At 37.7% G+C, this 21,684-nt stretch carries 26 protein-coding genes and 1 pseudogene; 4 read left to right on the top strand and 23 right to left on the bottom strand.

The window, feature by feature from the left end; genetic code table 11:
- Positions 1-48: 48 nt before the first annotated feature.
- From rlmB to BN1206_RS01355, 6 genes are all read right to left on the bottom strand, one after another.
- Positions 49-801 (bottom strand): 23S rRNA (guanosine(2251)-2'-O)-methyltransferase RlmB, encoded by a 753-nt coding sequence (rlmB, locus tag BN1206_RS01380; RefSeq protein WP_013437171.1) that lies wholly within the window; start codon positions 799-801, stop codon positions 49-51.
- Positions 788-1,231: a Mini-ribonuclease 3 gene (locus tag BN1206_RS01375; protein WP_013641495.1), complete on the bottom strand. Its 444-nt coding sequence runs from the start codon at positions 1,229-1,231 to the stop codon at positions 788-790. Before BN1206_RS01375 ends, rlmB begins: the two co-directional genes overlap by 14 nt.
- A complete protein-coding gene (gene cysS, locus BN1206_RS01370; RefSeq protein ID WP_013437169.1) occupies positions 1,224-2,657 on the bottom strand; it encodes a cysteine--tRNA ligase in 1,434 nt (477 codons plus the stop codon). Before cysS ends, BN1206_RS01375 begins: the two co-directional genes overlap by 8 nt.
- Before the next feature lie 96 nt (positions 2,658-2,753).
- A complete protein-coding gene (gene gltX / locus BN1206_RS01365) occupies positions 2,754-4,253 on the bottom strand; it encodes a glutamate--tRNA ligase (RefSeq protein ID WP_013641493.1) in 1,500 nt (499 codons plus the stop codon).
- Between the two features lie 76 nt (positions 4,254-4,329).
- A complete protein-coding gene (gene radA / locus BN1206_RS01360; RefSeq protein WP_013437167.1) occupies positions 4,330-5,706 on the bottom strand; it encodes a DNA repair protein RadA in 1,377 nt (458 codons plus the stop codon).
- Positions 5,706-6,257, bottom strand: coding sequence for a dCTP deaminase/dUTPase family protein (locus BN1206_RS01355; RefSeq protein WP_046433038.1), 552 nt, complete (start codon positions 6,255-6,257; stop codon positions 5,706-5,708). Before BN1206_RS01355 ends, radA begins: the two co-directional genes overlap by 1 nt.
- A gap of 131 nt (positions 6,258-6,388) precedes the next feature.
- Here BN1206_RS01355 and BN1206_RS01350 point away from each other — a divergent pair, with 131 nt between their 5' ends.
- Together BN1206_RS01350 and pepC are read left to right on the top strand one after the other, a co-directional pair.
- Positions 6,389-6,694 carry a GNAT family N-acetyltransferase gene (locus BN1206_RS01350; RefSeq protein ID WP_013437165.1) on the top strand — a complete coding sequence of 102 codons (306 nt, stop codon included), beginning with the start codon at positions 6,389-6,391 and terminating at the stop codon, positions 6,692-6,694.
- Between the two features lie 61 nt (positions 6,695-6,755).
- Complete coding sequence (gene pepC / locus BN1206_RS01345; protein ID WP_013437164.1) at positions 6,756-8,105, top strand: aminopeptidase C; 1,350 nt, start codon at positions 6,756-6,758, stop codon at positions 8,103-8,105.
- A gap of 65 nt (positions 8,106-8,170) precedes the next feature.
- On the opposite strand, the gene BN1206_RS01340 is transcribed toward pepC, so the two are convergent.
- From BN1206_RS01340 to BN1206_RS01315, 6 genes and pseudogenes are all read right to left on the bottom strand, one after another.
- Positions 8,171-9,106: an AAA family ATPase gene (locus tag BN1206_RS01340; RefSeq protein ID WP_013437163.1), complete on the bottom strand. Its 936-nt coding sequence runs from the start codon at positions 9,104-9,106 to the stop codon at positions 8,171-8,173.
- A gap of 104 nt (positions 9,107-9,210) precedes the next feature.
- Positions 9,211-9,888 (bottom strand): 2,3-bisphosphoglycerate-dependent phosphoglycerate mutase, encoded by a 678-nt coding sequence (locus BN1206_RS01335; RefSeq protein ID WP_013437162.1) that lies wholly within the window; start codon positions 9,886-9,888, stop codon positions 9,211-9,213.
- Positions 9,889-9,892: 4 nt separating this feature from the next.
- Positions 9,893-10,081, bottom strand: a complete 189-nt coding sequence (locus tag BN1206_RS01330) for a DUF308 domain-containing protein (protein WP_013437161.1) — start codon at positions 10,079-10,081, stop codon at positions 9,893-9,895.
- An 8-nt stretch (positions 10,082-10,089) separates the two neighbouring features.
- On the bottom strand, positions 10,090-10,989 hold the full coding sequence (locus BN1206_RS01325; protein ID WP_022087069.1) for a cation diffusion facilitator family transporter: 900 nt from the start codon (positions 10,987-10,989) through the stop codon (positions 10,090-10,092).
- A gap of 61 nt (positions 10,990-11,050) precedes the next feature.
- Positions 11,051-11,731 carry a histidine phosphatase family protein gene (locus BN1206_RS01320; RefSeq protein ID WP_013437159.1) on the bottom strand — a complete coding sequence of 227 codons (681 nt, stop codon included), beginning with the start codon at positions 11,729-11,731 and terminating at the stop codon, positions 11,051-11,053.
- Positions 11,732-11,773: 42 nt separating this feature from the next.
- Positions 11,774-12,293, bottom strand: a pseudogene (locus BN1206_RS01315) (sulfite exporter TauE/SafE family protein); the annotation flags it as partial.
- A gap of 102 nt (positions 12,294-12,395) precedes the next feature.
- On the opposite strand from BN1206_RS01315, the gene BN1206_RS01310 reads away from it, so the two are divergent.
- Entirely contained in the window at positions 12,396-13,052 is a 657-nt protein-coding gene (locus BN1206_RS01310) for an HAD family hydrolase (protein WP_052542783.1), read from the top strand.
- 39 nt (positions 13,053-13,091) lie between these two features.
- A complete protein-coding gene (locus BN1206_RS01305; protein ID WP_013641488.1) occupies positions 13,092-13,676 on the top strand; it encodes a DJ-1 family glyoxalase III in 585 nt (194 codons plus the stop codon).
- Positions 13,677-13,718: 42 nt separating this feature from the next.
- On the opposite strand, the gene fetB is transcribed toward BN1206_RS01305, so the two are convergent.
- The 11 genes from fetB to BN1206_RS01250 all read right to left on the bottom strand — a co-directional run bounded on the left by fetB (position 13,719) and on the right by BN1206_RS01250 (position 21,677).
- Positions 13,719-14,483 carry an ABC transporter permease gene (gene fetB / locus BN1206_RS01300; RefSeq protein ID WP_013437155.1) on the bottom strand — a complete coding sequence of 255 codons (765 nt, stop codon included), beginning with the start codon at positions 14,481-14,483 and terminating at the stop codon, positions 13,719-13,721.
- Positions 14,480-15,115, bottom strand: a complete 636-nt coding sequence (locus tag BN1206_RS01295) for an ABC transporter ATP-binding protein (RefSeq protein ID WP_013437154.1) — start codon at positions 15,113-15,115, stop codon at positions 14,480-14,482. The genes fetB and BN1206_RS01295 overlap by 4 nt, the downstream gene beginning before the upstream one ends.
- Before the next feature lie 158 nt (positions 15,116-15,273).
- Positions 15,274-15,669: a 30S ribosomal protein S9 gene (gene rpsI, locus BN1206_RS01290; RefSeq protein ID WP_013437153.1), complete on the bottom strand. Its 396-nt coding sequence runs from the start codon at positions 15,667-15,669 to the stop codon at positions 15,274-15,276.
- 11 nt (positions 15,670-15,680) lie between these two features.
- Positions 15,681-16,124 carry a 50S ribosomal protein L13 gene (rplM, locus tag BN1206_RS01285; protein WP_013437152.1) on the bottom strand — a complete coding sequence of 148 codons (444 nt, stop codon included), beginning with the start codon at positions 16,122-16,124 and terminating at the stop codon, positions 15,681-15,683.
- 195 nt (positions 16,125-16,319) lie between these two features.
- The gene (locus BN1206_RS01280; RefSeq protein ID WP_013641478.1) at positions 16,320-16,838 is read right to left on the bottom strand and encodes a hypothetical protein; all 519 of its coding nucleotides are present in this window, start codon (positions 16,836-16,838) and stop codon (positions 16,320-16,322) included.
- Positions 16,839-16,877: 39 nt separating this feature from the next.
- Positions 16,878-17,672 (bottom strand): tRNA pseudouridine(38-40) synthase TruA, encoded by a 795-nt coding sequence (truA, locus tag BN1206_RS01275; RefSeq protein ID WP_013437150.1) that lies wholly within the window; start codon positions 17,670-17,672, stop codon positions 16,878-16,880.
- Between the two features lie 2 nt (positions 17,673-17,674).
- Positions 17,675-18,472 (bottom strand): energy-coupling factor transporter transmembrane component T family protein, encoded by a 798-nt coding sequence (locus tag BN1206_RS01270; RefSeq protein ID WP_013437149.1) that lies wholly within the window; start codon positions 18,470-18,472, stop codon positions 17,675-17,677.
- Positions 18,465-19,322: an energy-coupling factor transporter ATPase gene (locus BN1206_RS01265; protein ID WP_013437148.1), complete on the bottom strand. Its 858-nt coding sequence runs from the start codon at positions 19,320-19,322 to the stop codon at positions 18,465-18,467. Before BN1206_RS01265 ends, BN1206_RS01270 begins: the two co-directional genes overlap by 8 nt.
- Positions 19,298-20,149: an energy-coupling factor transporter ATPase gene (locus BN1206_RS01260; RefSeq protein WP_013641477.1), complete on the bottom strand. Its 852-nt coding sequence runs from the start codon at positions 20,147-20,149 to the stop codon at positions 19,298-19,300. Before BN1206_RS01260 ends, BN1206_RS01265 begins: the two co-directional genes overlap by 25 nt.
- Positions 20,150-20,328: 179 nt before the next feature.
- Complete coding sequence (rplQ, locus tag BN1206_RS01255; RefSeq protein WP_013437146.1) at positions 20,329-20,712, bottom strand: 50S ribosomal protein L17; 384 nt, start codon at positions 20,710-20,712, stop codon at positions 20,329-20,331.
- A gap of 26 nt (positions 20,713-20,738) precedes the next feature.
- Positions 20,739-21,677 (bottom strand): DNA-directed RNA polymerase subunit alpha, encoded by a 939-nt coding sequence (locus BN1206_RS01250; RefSeq protein ID WP_013437145.1) that lies wholly within the window; start codon positions 21,675-21,677, stop codon positions 20,739-20,741.
- Positions 21,678-21,684: the final 7 nt, after the last annotated feature.

Below are 21,684 nucleotides of genomic sequence, written 5' to 3'. Positions count from 1 at the left end.
ATTTTGTACAAAAAAAGCCGACAAAATTCAACTTTTGTCGGTTTTTTCTTATTTTAATGGATGTCTACTGTTAAATGCTTGATAGAGCAAAACACCTGTTGCCACACTTGCATTCAATGACTGAACGTGACCAATCATTGGCAAAGTAATGGTTTGATCCATTTGTTTCTTAAGTAATGGAGCGATTCCTTTACCTTCGTTACCAATAACCAAAACTGTTTTACCATTGGCATTCCATTCACGGTAATCAACACCAGCCATGTCTGTACCAAAGATCCAGTAGCCGCGCTTCTTCAATTCCTTAGTTGTTTGGACCAAATTGTTTACACGAGCAACAGGAACATAATCGATCGCACCGGTTGAAGTCTTAGCTACAACCGAGGTCAAACCAGTGGCATGACGCTTAGGAATAATAATTCCGTCTACGCCTGTCGCATCTGCAGAACGTAAAATGGAACCTAGATTATGCGGATCTTCAATTGAATCAAGCATCAATAAAAATGGTTCTTTTCCTTCTTGGTCAAATTGATCAAGCAGTTGATCCAAATTGGCATACTCAAAACTAGAGATTGCCAAAACAAGCCCTTGGTGGTTGCCACCTTCAACTAAACGATCCAACTTATTCTTAGGAACGGTCTGAACCACCAATCTCTTTTTCTTAGTAATCGCATATACTTGATTAGCAAAGTCTTCTTGCACGCCATGTTGCAAAAACACCTTATTGATTTGATCAGAGTTATGCGTCTTCAAATAATCCAGTCCGGCATGGCGACCAAAAACAAAATCTTTATTCGAAGTCATAATCTTTTAGTCCGTCCTTTTCTACTGTATCAATGCACCATTTACTTAATTCTTGCACACGATCATCTTGATTTAACAAATTCAAGTAACCGATCATCGCCTCAAAACCAGTTGACAATTGATAAGTCTTAAGGCTAGTATGCTTAGCTTTAGTATGACTCTTGGCATTGCGACCGCGGCGAAATGCAGTTAATTCATCGTCTGTGAGCATTTCTTCATCCTGCATTTTAGTTACTAGTGCAGCTTGTGCTTTAGCAGAAACATAATGCGTTGCTTCACGTTGCAAAACTTGTGGTTTTACTATTCCGCCGCAAACTAAGTGGCGACGAATGATCACTTCATAGACCGCATCCCCCAAATAAGCCAAAGTTTGACCATTCAAAGTATCCGGATTTATATCTTCTTCAGTTAATTTTTTTATTTTAGTCACGAGTCCACCTTGTCCCTTGTGGGGTATCTTGAATCGTAATGCCCATTTCCTTTAATTGATCGCGCAATTTATCACTAGTTGCCCAATCCTTGTTAGCACGAGCTTCATCACGCTTTTTTACCAATTCTTCAATCTCATCATCATTTGAACCGGCATTTTGAGCACACAACTTTTCTGTATCAACGCCGAAGACTAACAACCAAGCTGCCAATTTCTTTTCAAAAAGTGTCAAAGTCTCTTTATCAGCCTTTTCACTGTTGGCATTGGCATTTACTGCTGGAAGCAAATCATAAATAGCAGTTAAGGCATTTTGCACATTAAAGTCATCGTCCATTGCAGTAACGAACTTTTGCTCAGTTTCTTCAATTGCCTTAGCCAAATCTGGTACTGCTTCACTAGCAGTATCATCTTCAAGACGGTAATTGATATTGGTTAAAGTATTCTTGAATCTATCTAAAATAGTAGCAGCTTGCTTTAAATTTTCTTCGGAGTAGTTAATTTGACGACGGTATTGCACGCTAGCCATGAAGAAACGCAATACTTGTGGATCAACTTCCTTTAAAATGTCATGCACAGTGACAAAGTTATGTAGTGACTTAGACATCTTTTCTTGATCCTTGCCCACGGTAACAAAACCGTTGTGAAGCCAGTAATTAACAAACTTCTTGCCAGTCTTTGCTTCACTTTGAGCAATTTCATTTTCATGGTGTGGAAATTCAAGGTCTTGACCACCACCGTGAATATCAATTGTGTCGCCCAAATATTTGGTACTCATCACTGAACATTCAATGTGCCAGCCTGGACGGCCCTTGCCCCAAGGTGAATCCCAAGCAATTTCATCAGGCTCTTTTTGAGCTTTCCAAAGAGCAAAATCAATTGGATCTTCCTTACGATTTTGTTCTTCATCGTTGATATGCTCTGAAGCACCTTCTTCAAGTTGTTCGATATTTTGATCACTAAGTTCGCCGTAGTGCTTAAACTTGCGTGCACGGTAGTAAACATCGCCATCTACTTCATAAGCATAGCCTTTATCAATTAAAGTTTTAACGAAATTGATAATATCTTTAATTTCATGAGTTGCACGAGGATGCAGTGTAGCAGGTTCAATATTTAAGGCAGTTGTGTCTTCCAAAAAAGCATTGATAAACTTTTCTGCAAGTTTAGGCACAGTCGTCCCTTCAGCGCGAGCTTCATTGATCATCTTGTCATCAACATCAGTAAAATTAGAAACGTATTTTACCTTATAGCCTTTATATTCAAAATATCGTCTGATCGTATCAAAAGCGATTGAACTACGAGCATTGCCGATATGAATATAGTTATACACGGTTGGTCCACAGACATACATGCTAATTTGTCCTGAAACCAGTGGTTTAAATTCTTCTTTTTTGCGCGTCAGTGTATTGTAGACTTTCAAAGCTAACACTCATCCCTTCTGTGAAAATAGCTAATTTTTATTTTAGCAGAAACAAAAAGAAGTTGCAGTCTTCTGCAGCTTCTTCTTTGCTTTATTCTCTTTTAATTAAAGATTGTTAGCACTCATTTGCTTCAAGGTTAAGTCAATGTGTTCTACAACACGTTCCTTACCCAAAAGTTCCATGGCTTCACCGATACCAGGGCCAACCATTGAACGAGTAGTAGCAATTCTGATTGGCATAAAGAGCTTTCTACCCTTAACGCCAGTTGCCTTACGAGTAGCTTGGATAGCATTCATGATTTGAACTGAAGTAAATCTTGGAATGAGGTCTAATTGCTTCTTGAATTCTTCAATTACGCCGCGACCATCATCGTTCTTAATTTCTTCAATTTCTTCGTCTGAAAGATCCTTAGCATCTTTAAAGAAGATCTTAGCCATGTCAACGATTTGCTTAGTGTATGACATTTGTACTGAGTAAATGTTAACCAATTGACGTACCCATTCCATCTTTTCTGGGGTTGGGTGTTCATCAATTAAGCCTGCTTCTTGCAAGTTGTTCAAAGCAAGGTCAAGCAAGGTATCACGGTCAGCCTTCTTGATGTATTGGTTGTTAATCCATTCAAGCTTCTTTTGGTCAAAGGCAGCAGGTGATTTAGACAAACGAGCTGGATCAAATTGCTTGATGAATTCACGCTTAGTGAAAATTTCGTTTTCACCCTTTGGTGACCAACCAAGAAGTGTAATGAAGTTGAACATAGCTTCTGGTAAATAACCAAGGTCACGATATTGTTCAATAAATTGAAGAACTGATTCGTCACGTTTAGAAAGCTTCTTACCAGTTTCTGAGTTAATGATCAAAGTCATGTGACCAAACTTAGGTGGCTTCCAGCCAAGTGCTTCATAAACTACTAATTGCTTAGGAGTGTTTGAAACGTGGTCATCACCACGAAGTACGTGGGTAATCTTCATCAAGTGGTCGTCAATTACAACGGCAAAGTTGTAAGTTGGCATACCGTCACGCTTTTGAATAACGAAGTCACCACCGATAGTGTCTGATTCGAATTCAAGGTGACCCTTAACGATATCATCCCATGAGTAGGTTTCCATTTCTGGAATGTGAATACGTACAACTGGCTTAAGACCCTTTGCCTTAGCTTCGTCTTGAGCTTGCTTAATTTCGTCAGCAGTCATACCTTCGTATTCGTAAGTGTAGTGAGGAGCAACACCCATAGCACGTTGTTCTTCACGTTGAGCTTCAAGTTCTTCCTCAGTCTTGTATGAGTAGTATGCCTTGCCTTCGTCGATCAATTGATCAATATACTTTTGGTAAATTTCTTTTCTTTCTGATTGACGGTATGGACCGTAGTCTCCACCCTTGTCAGGACCTTCATCCCAGTCAATGCCTAGCCAGTGAAGGTTTTCCATTTGAGACTTAGAACCGCCCTTAACGTTACGTTTTTGGTCGGTATCTTCAATTCTCAATACCATAGTACCCTTGTTGTGACGGGCGAATAAATAGTTAAAAAGTGCAGTACGTGCGTTACCAATGTGCAAGTGACCAGTTGGACTTGGTGCATATCTTACACGGATTTTTTCTTTAGCCAAAATTCATGCCTCTTTCAAAAATAGTAGATTCAAACAATCTTAGTTTACTCGTTATATAGGAAGAATTCAATTAGTGCTAATCAAAAACTAATTTTAATGCTTGTGGAATACTGGAAACTGGAATTACTTCGATGCCATAATCCTGAAGACCAGCATACATGTTGTGCCGCGGTACAAAGATTCGTTTAAAGCCAACTTTAGCGGCTTCTTTTACCCTAGCATCGATCTTGTCTACGCGGCGAACTTCACCGGTTAAACCAACTTCACCTACAAAGCAGTCCGTTGGTGAAATTTCTTTATCTGTGTAACTAGATGACACAGCCATAACAATAGCTAAATCAATTGCCGGTTCATTCAGTTTAATCCCGCCAGTTGCAGTTAAATAAACATCTTGATTTTGCAACATTAAATTGCCACGCTTTTCAAGAACGGCAAGTAAAAGAGCTGCTCGATTGTAATCAAGGCCTGAAGTTGTTCGCTTCGCATAGCCAAATGCCGTTGGGGTTACCAAAGCTTGGATTTCAGCTAAAAGTGGACGGGTTCCTTCAAGCGAAACAACGACAGCTGAACCAGTCGAGTTAGGCAATCTTTGATCAAGAAAAATAGATGATGGATTAGTAACTTCTTTTAGCCCTTCATTGACCATCTCAAACATGCCAATTTCGTTAGCAGCACCAAAACGGTTTTTAACAGAGTGCAGAATACGGTAAGAGTGGTGTTCATCCCCCTCAAAATAAAGTACCGTATCCACCATGTGTTCCATAATCTTAGGACCAGCAATGGCCCCTTCTTTAGTCACGTGACCGATAACAAAAATCGTGATCGCATTCATTTTAGCGATCTTCATGAGCTCACTGGTTACTTCCCTAACCTGTGAAGCTGAACCGGTCATCGAGTCCAAACTAGGTTCATTCATCGTTTGAATGGAATCGATCACCACAAAGTCAGGTTTAACATCATTAATCTGTTCACGAATATCATGCATGTCAGTTTCGGGATATAACAGCATGTTGCTTTGCCCTACGCCAAGTCGATCGGCTCTTAACTTGATCTGATTAGCTGATTCTTCCCCTGAAACATATAGTACTTTATATTTTTCAGATAAATCGCTCATGATCTGCAGCATCAATGTAGATTTACCAATTCCGGGATCCCCGCCAATTAAGACAAGCGATCCTGGCACGATACCGCCACCTAAAACACGATTTAATTCTTCAGATTTGGTAGGAATTCTTTCTTCTTTTTCTGCCTTAATTTTGTCTAACTTAACCGGTTCATTGACACCGGTCTTTTGAATTAAACGACTAGCTGTAGCCTTAGTAGAACGCTTTTGTACTTCTTCAGTCTCTTTTTCAAACTGATTCCAAGCACCACAATTAGGGCATCTACCCAAGTAACTCGCAGAAATATAGCCACAGGAGCGACATTTATATTGTGTTTTTACTCTTGCCATTAATCATCCTTCTTTTCATTAGTAGAACCAAAACCACTAATTCTTTGTCTACTGATTGGATCATCGTCGTCAGTTTTAAGATATTTGATAAAAATTCCTTGTGCAATGCGGTCACCCTTGTGAATATGTAAAGGACGCACGCCATAATTAAGCATTTGCACAAAAATCTCACCTTCATTATTAGGATTATTGTAATAATCCGCGTCGATTACGCCTACGCCATTAGGCAATGAAAGATTACGCTTAAAAGTATTGGATGAGCGGTTGGCCAAAATCAGTACTTCATCTTCAGGCATATAAGCTTTAAGGCCTGTAGGAACCAAAATTGGCTTTAATAATTGTTCTGCCATTTCATAATCACGTTCATAAAGTTGGTGACCATTTCTAATCAATCTAAAAATTCTGACAAAGTTAAGACGCCAGATGCTAGGAATAGTGATGTCTTCAGCCGCTTCAAGATCGTAGCCGGCACTAGCCAAGGTTTGTCTTCTAGGCAAATTGATTCCTTTATCTTGATACTTTTTTACTACTTCAAATCCACGTGTCTTCATTGTTAACTCCATTTACTACTTTTATTTTGACAGTTATCTATTTTACAATGTTTTGAGTAAACAAAAAATAATTAACTCTCTATTATTTATTACGCAAAAAAAGAACGATTTTTTCTTAGAAAAGGTAAAAAATGTCTGAAAATACTGAAACTAAAAAATATTTTACGCTCTCTAACAGTAATGATGGGCAAACAACATCAAGAACTGACTTAGATTTAATTAAGCGTAAGGATGCTACTGTTTGGGTGATGAATCACATTTTTCTTAATCCTGATGAACATGATCCACACGAAATAAGTTTGTTGATGAAGCAAGTGCTTGCATATGTGCAAGAATCAGGCAAAAAAGTTTGGCCACTCGATCCAATTGCCATTAAATACTTTGAAAAGCATCCCGAATTAAATGATATTTGGTATCACCATCCATTTACAAAATAGACGCCTTTCTTTTTATAGGCTAAAATATAATTAGATTTCCATAAAAAGGGAGGAAAAATTAATGGCAAAAGAAATTTCTAATGATACAATCGAAAAATTTAAGAACGATTTAACCAATCATCCTGCATACAAAGTAGCTAGCCGTGCAGCTCAAGAAAACGGCATTTTTAAGGCAAGTCAAGACTTACAAACTAAAATCGACCTTGACCCAACCTTCTCAATTGAAATCGACACTGGTAAGCCAGCTGACCAAAAGCAATCAGGTCGTTGCTGGATGTTCTCAGCTTTGAATACCATGCGTCACCCACTTCAAAAGAAGTTTAAGTTAAAGGACTTCGAATTATCTCAAAACTACACTAACTTCTGGGACAAATTTGAAAAGTCAAACTGGTTCTTTGAAAATGTAATTGCAACTGCAGACAAGCCACTTGGCGATCGTAAAGTTTCATTCTTGTTTACTACTCCACAACAAGATGGTGGTCAATGGGACATGCTTTGCGGCATCATCGAAAAATACGGTATCGTACCAAAGAGCGTTTACCCAGAAACTGCTAACTCAAACAACTCTAGCGCATTAAACGATACTTTGAACACCTTGCTTCGTAAAGATGGTCTTGAATTGCGAAAGTTAGTTAACGATGGCAAGTCAGAAGATGAAGTTCAAGCTCGCAAGGAAGAAATGTTAAACGATGTCTTCCGCGTACTTTCAATCTCACTTGGTGTTCCACCTACAAAGTTCAACTTTGAATACAGAGATGACGACAAGAATTACCGCATTGATAAGGATATTACTCCAAAGGAATTCTTCGACAAGTACGTTGGCATGGACCTTGAAAACCACATTTCAACTATTAACGCTCCAACTAGCGATAAGCCTTTCCACAAGGTATTCTCAGTTGAATACTTAGGTAACGTTGAAGGCGGCCGTCAAGTTCGTCACTTGAACCTTAAAGTTGATGAAATGAAGGACTTAATCATCGAGCAATTAAAGAGCGGTGAAGTTGTTTGGTTCGGTTCAAACGTTGTTAAGGATTCAGAAAGAAGAGCAGGTCTTCTTGACACTGATCTTTACCGTCGTGACGAATTATTCGACACTGACTTCTCAATGTCTAAGGCTGAAAAGCTTGATTCTGGTGAAAGCATGATGGATCACGCCATGGTTATTACTGGTGTTGACATTGTTGATGGCAAGCCAACTAAGTGGAAGATCGAAAACTCATGGGGTGAAAAGCCAGGCTTTAAGGGTTACTTCGTCATGAGCGACAAGTGGTTCGATTCATTCGTTTACCAAGCCGTTATCAACAAGAAGTTCTTGCCAGATGACCTCAAGAAAGCCTACGATGAAGGCAAGAAGAACCCTATTCAATTGTTGCCATGGGACCCAATGGGTGCTTTAGCATTTGAATATTAATTCAATAATTTTATATAAAGAAAAGAGCTACGTTTTTAAAGCGTAACTCTTTTTTTCGTGTTCTTTTACCAAATATGAAGCAAACGAGTTGCATCAAGTTTGCTTAAATTGAATTGATGCACATGTTGCTTAGGATTTTCTGGAAATTCCTTAATAAAATCAGCAACATTATACAATCCAGTTGAATATGTCCATACACCCTTCACTTTTCTAATTGGGTCAAGCATTTCATTTCTAATTGGATATGCCGAGATCAAGAAATGCTTGTGGTGAAACTTAAAGACAAAATATGGCAACTTGAATTGCTTTACCGCTTCATCCTCAGTCTTAGCAATTGAAACCACATTGCGGTAAGTTCCATACTTCTCAGTAAACTTTTCATTAAATGAGAAGTAGAAGTTCGAGATATGCACATGTGGAAAATCTTCTTCACTTACCTTATCTGGAACGGCAATCACGTGTGAATAACGATCAAGATTGCTTTCCTTTTGTGATAGTGCATGATCCATTTGTGTTGGGATAATCTTATGTGCCCAACTTGGAACTTCTGGATGTGCTTCATATGAACGATACATTTGCTTAACAACTTCTGGCTTTACCCAATCGTAATGCATTCTGGTTTGATTACGCTTAAGTAAGTTTTCCAACGTGTTGTGCTGCATTAAATCAACTACGAAACATTCATAGTGATACTTGTCTACCCATGGCTTGAAATGCTCAATTGCGCTAGGAACAATATGCGTTCCATCAACAATTACAGTTTCCCCATGTTCCATCTTGTGTTCTACAAGGTGATCCACCATTTGCTCAGTACGCACAGTTACGTGCCGCGGAATCACTTGGTGTAATACATCCGCATCCTCTTGATAATAAACTGTTAAATCCGCCAATAATAACCGAATTTGATCACGACTGATCGCATAAGGCGTTAAGTGATGACGGGCAATAAAAGAAGACTTACCGGAGCCAGGTGCACCTCGCAATAAAAATAATTTACGCATGCAAAATACTCCAAACTAATATACTAGAAATCATATTAAATTCTACCATAATTGTAGGTAAATCCCTCTTTAGAGCATTAAAAAAATGCAGGTTCTCTGCATTTTTAATGTAAAATCTTTTTATCAACAATATTTAACTGATCATCCATCGTATAAACAATTGGTTCTGCATTAGGTACTTCAAGGTTAACAATGTCATGATCATTAATGTTTTCAAGCTTTTTGATCAAAGCACGAAGACTTGAACCATGAGCTACGATTAATTGGTCTTCACCATTTAACAATCTCGAAGCAATATGATCATAGTAATATGGCATCAAACGTTTTTGGGTTTGATGTAAACTTTCTGCTCGTGGCATCAAATGTTGATCGCATAATTTATAGCGACGATCAATCATTGGCGAACCTTGAGCAGGTGGAACGGAATCAAAACCTCTACGCCAGAGTAAAACTTGTTCTACACCGAATACTTTACGCGAGATATCCTTGTTAAGGCCACGTAGAGCCCCGTAGTGACGTTCATTTAGTCGCCACGTCTTAGTGATCGGGAGCCATAACAAATTACATGTATCGGCGACAATATTGGCTGTCGTAATAGCACGCGACAAGACTGAAGTATGGATATGCGTTGGAGCAAAGTCTGAGATAGTATTAATTAATTCGCCTGCCTGCTTAGCCTGCTCCTCACCCTTGTGAGTCAATGGAACATCGTTCCATCCAGTATAAACATTTGCGGCATTGGCAACACTTTCGCCATGTCGAACTAATACTAATTTAGCCATTCTATTATCCTTTATTAATCAAACATCTAATAATCATTACGATTCCACCGATGGTGAAAATCACGCCCAAAATCATAAAAGCCCTAATGCCGCCTTTATTATTAGGCTGCTTGCGTCGATTAAAGGCATATGACATATCGTATATGCCCATAACTAAAACGATTATCGCTGTAAAAATATTGACTGAAAACATTTATCCACCTAATTTTCGTTATTACCGCGGCCTGAAACGATCATCTTATCATTACGGCCACGTTCACATTCTGCTTGTAAAGTAATGTGATTGATGCACAATTCTTCTTTTAGCTTTTTACCAATCTTTTGATAAAGCTGTTCCAGTTCGCCAGCTTGCAGATTACGATCGACGTTAATGTGAGCGTCCATCATAATAAAATCATCACTATAGCGCCAAACATGGACATGGTGAACATTCTTTACTTCAGGGAATGACAACATAATCTCGTTAACTTTAGTCAAATCGATATTAGGATTTGATTCCATTAACACATTGGCTGCCTTCATTGTGATTTCATATGCTTCATGCAAAACAAAGAGTGAAACCAAAATAGTCAAAACTGGGTCAAGCCAAGTCACATTCCAGAAGTAAATAAAAATCGCACCAATTACGACCGCTACACTTGATAATGCATCGCTAAGCATATGAATAAAGGTTGAGCGCACATTCAAATTACCCTTAGAATCTCTGTGCATAGCAAACATTGAGATCAAGTTAGTCACAAGACCAATGATTGAGACAACCAGCATAATTCCGCCATGAATATGTTCTGGCTCCCAGAAGCGTTGAATTGCTTCTACGAATAAAACTACACTGATTACGATCAGAATAACGCCATTCGTAAAGGCGGCTAACGTCTCCGCCCGCTCATAACCGAAAGTCTTGTGTTGATTACGACTACGTCTACTAATCAGGTGAGCAACAAAAGATAAAATAATCGCACCTACATCACTTAAATTGTGGACAGCATCTGAAAGCAAAGCTAGCGATCCTGAAAAAATACCACCTAAGAATTCGGCAATAGTAATAACAACATTTAACAGCGTAACAAATACATAGCGCTTAGTTGTATGATCTTTATTCATTTAAATTTTCCTCTCGCTATCAGTGTACCAAAAAAGGCCCTACTTATGCAGTAGGACTTTCTTATAATTTTTCTGCATCAACATTGTAGTCAACAATTTCAAATTGACCATCGTCATGCAAAATTCCTCTAGTAACGCTGCCGTTATTTGGAAAAATGATGTCATGCTTACCATCACTTCTATTCCAATACTTAATCGACAAGGTTTTAATAAAATCGCCGTGTGTAACTAGCAGAACTCTCTTTTCATTTTTGGTAAGATCACCTAATACTTGGATCCCACGGACCATTCTCTTATCGAGCTCTTCCGTATTCTCTGCTAAGTGACGTGGATCGGCCTTCTTAATAGCCTCACGGAAATCATGCAGGCCCACTTGATTGATAATCTTAGTGACATCGTCTTCATGACCGATTCCGGCTGCCATCGCCACTTGATCCCAGGTTTGGTTAATATCATCACCTTCGAAAGTTCCAAAGAAAACTTCACGAAATTCCGGCAACTTTTTAATTTTACCAATATCCGAGACCAAATTAGCGTCTTTCATTAAGTGAACGGTGTCAATTGCTCTTTTCAAATCTGATGAGTACATGTTGTCAAAGTGAACTTGGCTTAATGCATCTGCAGTTCTCTTTAAATCGTTAATTCCCTTCACAGTTAGTGGAGAATCACACCAGCCTTGAACTTTGTTCAGCTGGTTAAACATAGTCTCACCGTGGCGAACTAAATAAACTTCTGTTGCCATCTATTAACCCCTCCCTTTGTATTAATAAATATTGTATCAAACTTAGCGTAGATATGCTGTATAAAAGAAGTAGGCTGATTGAACGAATGCCAAAGTTGCAATAAAAATTCTAACCAGCTTTTCAGGAACACGTCTTAAAATAGCTGGCCCAATATAACCACCAATGAACATTCCGATTGCTAGCGGAATTGCTTGAAGCCAATAAATGTGAGAAGTAAACATAAAGATTATTAAAGCAACTAAGTTAGCAAAGCCACTAATCACATTTTTAATTGCATTAATTACGATAAACTTCTCATTGGTAATGTAGGTTAAAATTACCAATACGATAACACCACCGGCGGCACCGAAATAACCAGTGTAAGCACCCATGATTAAAAGCGTGCCTAAGTAAACAATTCTTAACCAAGTAGGCTGCTTTTCCGTATTTAATGTATTATGCTTTCCCGAAACAAGAATCATAATTCCAGAAAATGCGATGAAGAACGGTAAAAATCGTGAAAAACCATGTTTCCTTCCAATGTCCCTTTAATTCCTTGGTTGAAGAAATGGTTGAGCCAATAATAAGAAAATAGCTGTCCAGATTGTCATTCTTAAATCCTTTCTAAAAATTATCGAGTTCATTATAATTCTTATAGAGATTAACGCAAAAAGAAGGTACTATATGTCAACATTTGAAACATTAATTTTCATCCCTGAGGGTAGTCTTTTAAATCAAAAACTAGCCGAAAAGACTGCTTTGCGCCAAGCCTTAAAGCATTTTGGCCTCGATTGGGGACCAGCCGAACGCTTAAGGTACACTAGTCTGCAAAAACAATTTAAAACTTTATCTGATGACGAGCAAATCGATTTATCTTTAACCACTTTTTTGGATAAGGATATTAAGGAAACACGCCCTGTTTTTGATAGCTTGATGAAAGAACAAACTAGATTAGTTAAAGGGACGCCCGATTTTCTAGATCAACTTAGTTCTTTTCGCTTAATTTTACTTGCTAAAGAAACTAAAGCAGAAATTGAACCGCGCCTGGCACCATCCGAATTACTCAGTTCGTTTGATTATACTTATTTTGCAGACGATTTTGACGAAAAATTACCTAGCAAAAATATTTTCTTCAAAATTCTCAAAGATCATCCCGAAATTGATCCCGACACAGTTTTAGTAATTGGCACCAATACAGATGAAGAAATTCAGGGTGCAGAAAATGCCAATTTGAAGTCATTGTGGCTTGCACCAAAGAAGGACAAAATTCCTATTTCACCACACCCTACTTTGCATTTAAGTAAATTAAGAGACCTCTCATTTTATTTAGACATTAATTAACTAGTATAATTAATGTAATGAAGAAAGGAAGGTTATATAATGACAAAAGTTGCTGTAATCTTTGCAGATGGCTGTGAAGAAGTCGAAGGTTTAAGCGTAGTTGATGTACTTCGTCGTTTGAACGTGCAATGTGACATGGTTGGTTTAACTAGCAAAAAAGTTGATGGCGACCACCACATTGAAATTACTTGTGACAAAGTTGTTGACGATAGTTTACTTGATTACGATTTAGTCGCATTCCCAGGTGGAATGACTGGTTCCGCAAACTTACGTGATAATGAGACGTTGCGTGATTTAATGGTTAAGCGTCACGAAGAAGGCAAATGGGATGCCGCAATGTGTGCTGCTCCTCGTGCCCTCGCACGTTATGGCGTGTTAGATGACGTTGACTTTACCTGCTACCCAGGTATTGAACAAGAATGCTTGAAAGATCAACCAAATGCCCATTTTTCAGAAAAAATCACTGTTACTGACGATAAACACAAGATCGTAACTAGCCGTGGTCCTGCTACTGCTTGGTCATTCGCTTACGCAATCGCTGAAGCTCTTGGCGTTGATACCAAGGACTTGAAGAAAGGCATGCTTTACGACTACTTAGCTGATAATATTCAAGACAGTTTATAATTCTAATCAAAAAGACCAAGTTCACATGAATTTGGTCTTTTTTTATTTCTCAAGCAATTGCATCCGAGCATTGAAGTAGTTTCTATAAGCTAAATAACCGGCAATCACTGCTCCAAGTCCCGTAGCGGATAGCAACATGAACGTAACCATAATCTGATATTTGATCGCATACACAGGATCGACTCCGGCAAAAATCAATCCTGACATCATTCCTGGTAAGTTAACCAAACCAACGGTTTTAGCTGAATCAATTGTTGGCTGCATCGCAGTCTTGATGCTTCTGCGTAAAATTGGCATGCTGGAATCCTTAATGTCGGCCCCTAAAGCCAATTTCTCTAAAACTTGTTGTCGTTGATCATGGAAGCTTTCATTCAAAGTCTTATAGCACAATCCAATCGCGACCATTTCATTTCCGGCAATCATCCCCGTAATTGGAATAATTTGCATTGGCACTAATTTGATCGTCTTCGAAAGCATTAAGACGCCTAGTGTAATATAAGTTCCAACCAACAATGCCACAAACGATTGCCATAACTTTCTATCTGGATTAGGATCTCGTTTATTGGCATTCCATGAAGCATTAAAAATTATCAACAGGGTAATCACAATCGTGAGCCAAGTATTGTTAATCTTAAAGATATATTTCAGGATATATCCCACGATTGTTAATTGAATAATCGCACGAGCAACACTATAAAAGACATCTTTGGTTAAGCCCAGATGCTCTTTCATAGAAATTCCCACAGAGACCATAACTAACGCAAACGACAGAAACAACGATAAATTGCTAACAGCTAAATCTTTCATTTTACTAATTTCCCTTCTGCCACTCTAATGATTTGACCGGCCTGATGAATTTCATCGTTATCGTGGGTAACTTGAATAATCGTCGTATTATCCTGATGTACATTTTGGATTAAATGATGTACGATTTCTTTGCTATTATTGTCCAAACCAGTGGTAATTTCATCTAATAAAAGCACTTCCGGCTTAAATAATAGATTACGAATTAAGGCTACTCTTTGCTTCTCACCACCTGATAATTCAGTAATATTTTTATTCAAAAAATCTGGTTTTAAATCAACAGACTTTAATGCTTGTTCCATTTTATCTTGGTCAGGTTGCTGTTTTCTGATTTTAAATGGAAACTCTAAATTTTCTTTAACAGTTTCTCCAAAGAGACTTGGCTGTTGAAAACAATATGATACCTGACGCCGATAAATTGTTGGTGAATACGTATTAATATTTTCATCTTTAAAATCAATTTCTCCAGAAGTTGGCGAAATCAAATTAGCTAAAAGTTTTAATAAAGTACTTTTTCCTCCACCGGAAGGACCAATAATCGTTAAAAATGTCCCTTTATCAATATCTAGTGAAAAATCCGAGATAATATTCTTATCTTTTACGCGGTAACTAACTTTTTTTAGTGACAGAATCATTTTGTACCTACTTTGAATAATCAGAACTGTTAGTTTAATTTTACATCTTTCTAACTTGGTGATTTTTCTCTTTAATAAAACTTAGAAATAATTTTGGGCACAAAAAAAGCATTCCAATAAGGGATGCTTTTTTGATATATAAACGTAAAATCCACAGATTAACGCTTTGAGAATTGAGAAGCTTTACGGGCTTTCTTCAAACCTGGCTTCTTTCTTTCCTTCATTCTTGGGTCACGGGTTAAGAAACCTGCCTTCTTAAGTGGACCACGGAAGTCTGGGTCAACTTCAAGAAGAGCACGTGCAACACCGAGACGGATAGCTCCAGCTTGGCCTGAGAAACCACCACCGTTAACATTAACGTGGACGTCGTATTGACCGTCAGTTTCAGTTAATGTTAAAGGTTGCTTCAAATCTTTAACCAAGTTAGGAAATGGAATGTATTGATCAACATCTTTACCGTTAACAGTGATCTTACCGTTACCTGGTACTAAACGAACACGCGCAACTGAATCCTTGCGGCGACCAGTACCTATGTATGCAGCTTGTTGTGCCATTATTTAACCTCCTAGATTAACTTGTTAATATCTAACTTTTCAGGCTTTTGTGCTTCATGCTTGTGATCTTCACCAGCATAAACGTGCATCTTCATGAATTCTTGGTGACCAAGAGTATTCTTTGGAAGCATGCCCTTAACTGAGATTTCAACCATCTTTACTGGGTTATTAGCAAGCAACTCGCCGTATGAAGTAGCTTTTAAGCCACCGCGCCATTCTGAGTGGTGGTAGTAAATCTTGTCAGAAGCCTTTTTACCAGTCAACTTAATCTTTGATGCGTTGATAATAATAACATTATCACCGGTATCAACATTAGGTGTGTATTGAGGCTTGTTCTTACCTCTCAAAATAGTGGCTACAGCTGCAGAAAGACGACCAAGAGATACGTCAGTTGCATCAATAATGTACCACTTACGTTCGATTTCACTAGATTTTGCTAATGGTGTAGTACGCAATTTAAATTCCTCCGTTTATTTGCAGTTTGAAAACAATAAGTTTCCGGGGCCTATCGTGGACAAACATACTATATTAGAGTACGTCCTTTTTTGAAAAAAGTCAATTATAAATGCCAGTCTTAAAGAATTTATTCTTGCATTTTTAGAGAAATAAAAAATCATATTTCAGTAAAAATACCAAAATATGATAATTCTTTATTTTGCCAGTCTAGCAAGCTTTTTCGTCTTATATGCATAAGCAGCAGTATAAGGACCAGCGCCAGTAGCAATACGTAATGCTTTTACCTTCTTGCCCTTAACTTTACGCGTAACAGGAATATAGTAGACTCCGTCTCCTGCTAAACTAACCCAATTATTGACATTGAAGCCTTTTTTATAATTGTAGCCAGCATAAATATTCTTAGTTTTCTCAATAAATTGATTACGTTTCTTCTCAGAAGCATTATAGACATGTTTCTCAAAATACTTTTGTGAAGGAACATATAGTTTATCTTTATCAACAGCATGGGCCGTAATTTTAACAGTATAAATCTTTTGGGTTCCCTTGCTATCACGATCAAGATAATACCAATTACCGCGCGTTGCTACAGGCGTGCTATAGGGATGCAAAATTCCGTAGGCAGCTTCTACCTTTTGTGGTTTTAAACCTAATTGAAGAAGTCCTAAGAACACAAAGAATACAACCGAAAATAAGTAAACAAGTCTCTTTTTCATTTTACTTACCTCCTGAAAAAGCACTTACATTTATTCTAATCATATCATTAATCCTTGGTCTTGACGATATTTTTGTGGAATTTCGTCATAAAATACATGATACAAATATAAGCCGCTTGCTTGTGCCGTCTGACGAACTTCTTGTCTATCTTTGGCTAAAATCACTCGTTTTAAATCATGAACTGGTCGACGATCATTGCCTATCTCTAGCAATGCAGCAACCATAATTCGGACCATATTATACAGAAAGCCTGAGCCAATGAAATCGAATATTATTTCATTTTCTTCTTCGTTTTTCCTGATATTGACATAATAAATAGTTCGAACCTTATCTTCTATTTGACCACCACTGGCTGCAAAACTAGTAAAGTCATGTGTCCCAAGTAAATCTTTAGCTGCCTCTTGCATCTTTTTAATATCAAGGTGGTATTGAAAATGACCTGTATAAAATCGTTTAAATGGGTTCACAAAGTGGTCTAAACTAACGCGATATCGATACCATTTTCCCTTAATTGAATATCTGGCGTGGAAATTTTCGTCCACTATTTGACAATCTGTAAAAACAATATCAGTTGGCATCATTGAATTTAAAGCTAAAATCATTCTGTTGGCTGGAATCGTCTTTCCAGGATAGTCGAAGTGAATCACTTGCCCCACAGCATGTACTCCAGCATCTGTTCTACCAGATCCTTGAACAATAACTCGCTTACCCTTAGTCATCTTCTTAAGAGCATCTTCGATTGTTCCTTGGACCGTTCGCTGATCTGGCTGAAGTTGAAAGCCATGAAACAAATGACCATCATACGACATTGTCATTTTATATCTAGTTAACATAATTAGTGATTCCTAAAAATTAATAGTAACAATACTAATGCGATGAAATAGAATAATGAAATCAAATCATATTTTGACCAATTCAAAACTCTATATTTGGTTCGACCACTACTGCCACGATAGCCACGTGATTCCATAGCAGTCGATAAATCAATTGCGGTTTCTAGAGAGTGAATAAACAATGGCACCAATATTGGCGTAATTGCTTTTGCTCTTTTTACTAGACCACCATCATTGAAATCAGCCCCACGTGATCTTTGAGCATTCATTATCTTCAAAGTTTCATCAAACAATGTTGGGACAAAACGAAGAGCAATTGAAATTACTAGCGCAATTTTATCCACTGGCACTTTAAATATTTTTAATGGTTTTAGTAACCACTCCATCGCATCGGCGATTTCAAGTGGCATCGTAGTAACCGTCATGACCGTTGAGATCAAAATGATCAAAGTGAATCTAATAAAAATATAGGCCGCATTAACTAACCCGTAACTAGAGATAGTAAAAATCCACCATTGCCAGTATGTTTTCCCACCGGTCATAAAGAATAATTGCAATAAAGACGTGAAAAAGATTAACCCAATTAACGGTTTAACCCCATCCCAGAACACTCTTACTTTTAACCTTGTTGCGAAAATCGCTGCTAAACAAAATACTGTGATAATAGCGTAAGTTATGGGATTATTTGCCAAAAAAATCACGAAAATAAATAGTATTGTAATCAATAATTTACCACGTGGATCCATTTTATAGACAAGAGAATTTCCCGGGATATATCGCCCAACAATTATTTTACTCATCAAACTCTCCCTTCAAATTCTCCTTGATTCCATCTACAAGTTGATCAAGCGTTAACGGATTCTGTGCAAAATTATAATTTGCTAATTCTGAAGCAAAACGACTAGGGGTTGGTTCCATTAGATAATGCTTTTCCAGCCAATTTTTATCTTTGAAAATATTCTCCGGTTTATCGTGTTTAATTAGCTGTCCATGTTCCATCACTAATACATCATCTGCAAATTCAGCAACATCATCCATATTATGCGTAACTAAAATTACAGTATGGCCAGCCTTTTGATAGTTCAAAAACAACTTCATCATTTCTTTACGAGACCGTGGATCAAGACCGGCAGCAGGCTCATCCAAGCACAGTACTTGAGGTTCATTTACCATTACCCCAGCAATAGCTACTCGTCTCATTTGCCCGCCTGAAAGCTCAAACGGAGATTTAGTTGCTATCTCTTCAGGCAGTCCTACTTTGCTCAGCCATTCAAAGGCTTTGGTTTTTGCTTCTTTTTCTGTCGCACCAAAATTCTTAGGTCCAAATTCAATATCTTCTAACACAGTATTCTCAAATAATTGTGCTTCAGGAAATTGAAAAACTAGACTAACTCGTTTACGCAATTCTTTTAAATTTTTATTACTTGTTTGAGGAGTGATATGATATCCGGCAATATCTATTGAACCTTTGCTTGGCTTCAGCAACGCATTAAAATGCTGCATAAGCGTAGATTTACCACTACCAGTATGTCCAATCAAAGCAATAAATTTATTGTCAGCTAATTCGAAAGAAACGTTATCTAGCCCCCTTTTTTCCATTGTTGTTCCTGGAGAATAAATATAATCTACTTTTTCGAATTTAATTGACATAAGTACTGTTTCAACTCATCTTTCGTTTGTACATCTTTTGGTATTGTAATGCCTAATTGATTTAATTTATATATCAATTTATCTACAAAAGGAATATCTAATCCTATTTGCCGCGGCATCTCTGTTTGACTGAAAATTTCTGTTGGCGATGCTTGTGCCAATATTTTTCCGTCATTTAGCACAATGACATTATCTGCCATATCAGCTTCATCGATATCATGCGTAATAGAGAGAATGGTTAAATTTTTTTCTGACATTAAGCGTTTAATTATCTTTAATATTTGATCTCTACCGCTTGGGTCTAGCATTGACGTCGATTCATCCAAGATAATAATCTCTGGTTCAACAGCAAGAATACCTGCAATAGCTACTCTTTGCTTTTGACCACCAGATAAATTGGCAGGTTCAGCATCAATATAATCCAGCATTCCCACATCAGATAATACCTTTTTAACGGTCTGTACCATCTGGTCCCTAGGAACACCACGATTTTCTAATCCAAATGCTACATCGTCACCAACTGTAGCTCCAACAAATTGATTATCTGGATTTTGAAAAACTATACCAACTTTTTCTCTAATATCCCAAACATTTTCTGAATTTAGATTCATTCCGGAAACAGTAATTACACTGCCAGAATCCTTATCAGGTAAAAGTAAACCATTAATCAACTTGGAAATTGTGGATTTACCACTCCCATTATGGCCTATTAAAGCTGTCCATGAACCTTTTTTTACTTTAAAATTAATTTTCTTAAGGACAGGTGCTTTAGATTCTGGATATGTAAATGTCACATCTTTAAAATCAATAGCATTGCTAATTGTCATATTTCACTCTCCCTTCCAACTCACTTAATAGTAATTGTAACAGAAAAAAGGGTAAAAAAAATCACCCATGAAGAGGGATGATTTTCATCATCTAAGCTAGACTAAGCTTGCGCCATCATCTTTACGCTTATTCTCGCTTTCATGGATAATTCTTAATACGTATTAAGTTTTTGACTATTCTAGACTAATTCAAGAATAACCATTGGAGCAGCGTCACCTTTACGAGGAACTGCTAACTTCAAAATTCTAGTGTAACCACCATTACGGTCTTTGTAACGAGGTGCTACATCGCTGAAAAGCTTTTGCAATGCTGACTTAACAACTACAGTATCCTTTTCTTCGTGGATATCTGCAACTTCGTCACGTACAAATGCTGCAGCCTTTCTTCTTGAAGCTAAATCGCCGCGCTTACCTAAAGTGATCATCTTTTCGGCAGTCTTGCGAACTTCTTTAGCACGAGTTTCAGTAGTAACAATGCGTTCGTTCATGATTAATTGAGTAGTCATTTCTCTTAGCATTGCTTTTCTGTGAGCACTATCGCGACCTAATTTACGGTATGCCATGGGTTTGCCTCCTTTATTGCCTACTTTTAGTCTTCTTGACGAAGTGAAAGACCTAAGTCGGCTAATTTATTCTTAACTTCTTCCAATGATTTACGTCCTAAGTTACGTACACGCATCATATCTGATTCTGTCTTATCAGTTAACTCTTGAAGAGTGTTAATGCCGGCACGTTTCAGGCAGTTGTATGAACGAACAGAAAGGTCAAGCTCTTCAATTGTCATTTCAAGCTTCTTTTCCTTCTTATCGTCTTCCTTTTCCACCATTACTTCGCTGAATTGAGTATTTGCATCAGCTGATTCAAATACCTTGAAGTGTTCAACTAAGATCTTAGCAGCAAAACTAAGGGCGTCATTAGGCTTGATTGAACCGTCAGTCCAAATCTCAAAAGTGAGCTTGTCGAAATCGTCTCTCTTACCAACACGAGTTGATTCAACTTGGTAGTTAACCTTTTTAATTGGTGAGAATAATGAATCAACAGGAATTACTCCGATTGGCATGTCATCACTCTTATTGTCACTTGCAGTTACATATCCTCTACCATTCTTTACGGCGAGTTCCATATGTAAATGCCCACCTTCAGCAATGGTACAAATATATTGATCTGGATTCAAGACTTGAACGTCTGCATCAACTTTAAGATCATCAGCAGTTACTGTGGCAGGACCTTCAACGTCTAATTCAATAACCTTTTGTTCATCTGAAAGAGACTTTAATTCAAGTTTCTTCAAGTTCAGAATAATTTTGGTTACATCTTCTCTGACGCCAGGAACTGTTGAGAACTCGTGTAAAACGCCATCAATTTGCACATAAACAAGTCCAGTACCCGGAATAGAAGTAAGTAAAACTCTTCTTAAAGAATTACCTAAAGTAGTACCAAAGCCTCGCTCAAGTGGTTCAACAACAAACTTACCGTAAGAATCTTCTTGTTCAACAACGGTAATATTTGGTTTTTCAAATTCAATCATTACTGGG

Source organism: Lactobacillus sp. OTU4228 (genome assembly GCF_001006945.1).
GTDB lineage: Bacteria > Bacillota > Bacilli > Lactobacillales > Lactobacillaceae > Lactobacillus > Lactobacillus amylovorus.
Note: the sequence above shows the minus strand (reverse complement) of the source record. Positions and strands in the feature narration are given on the sequence as shown.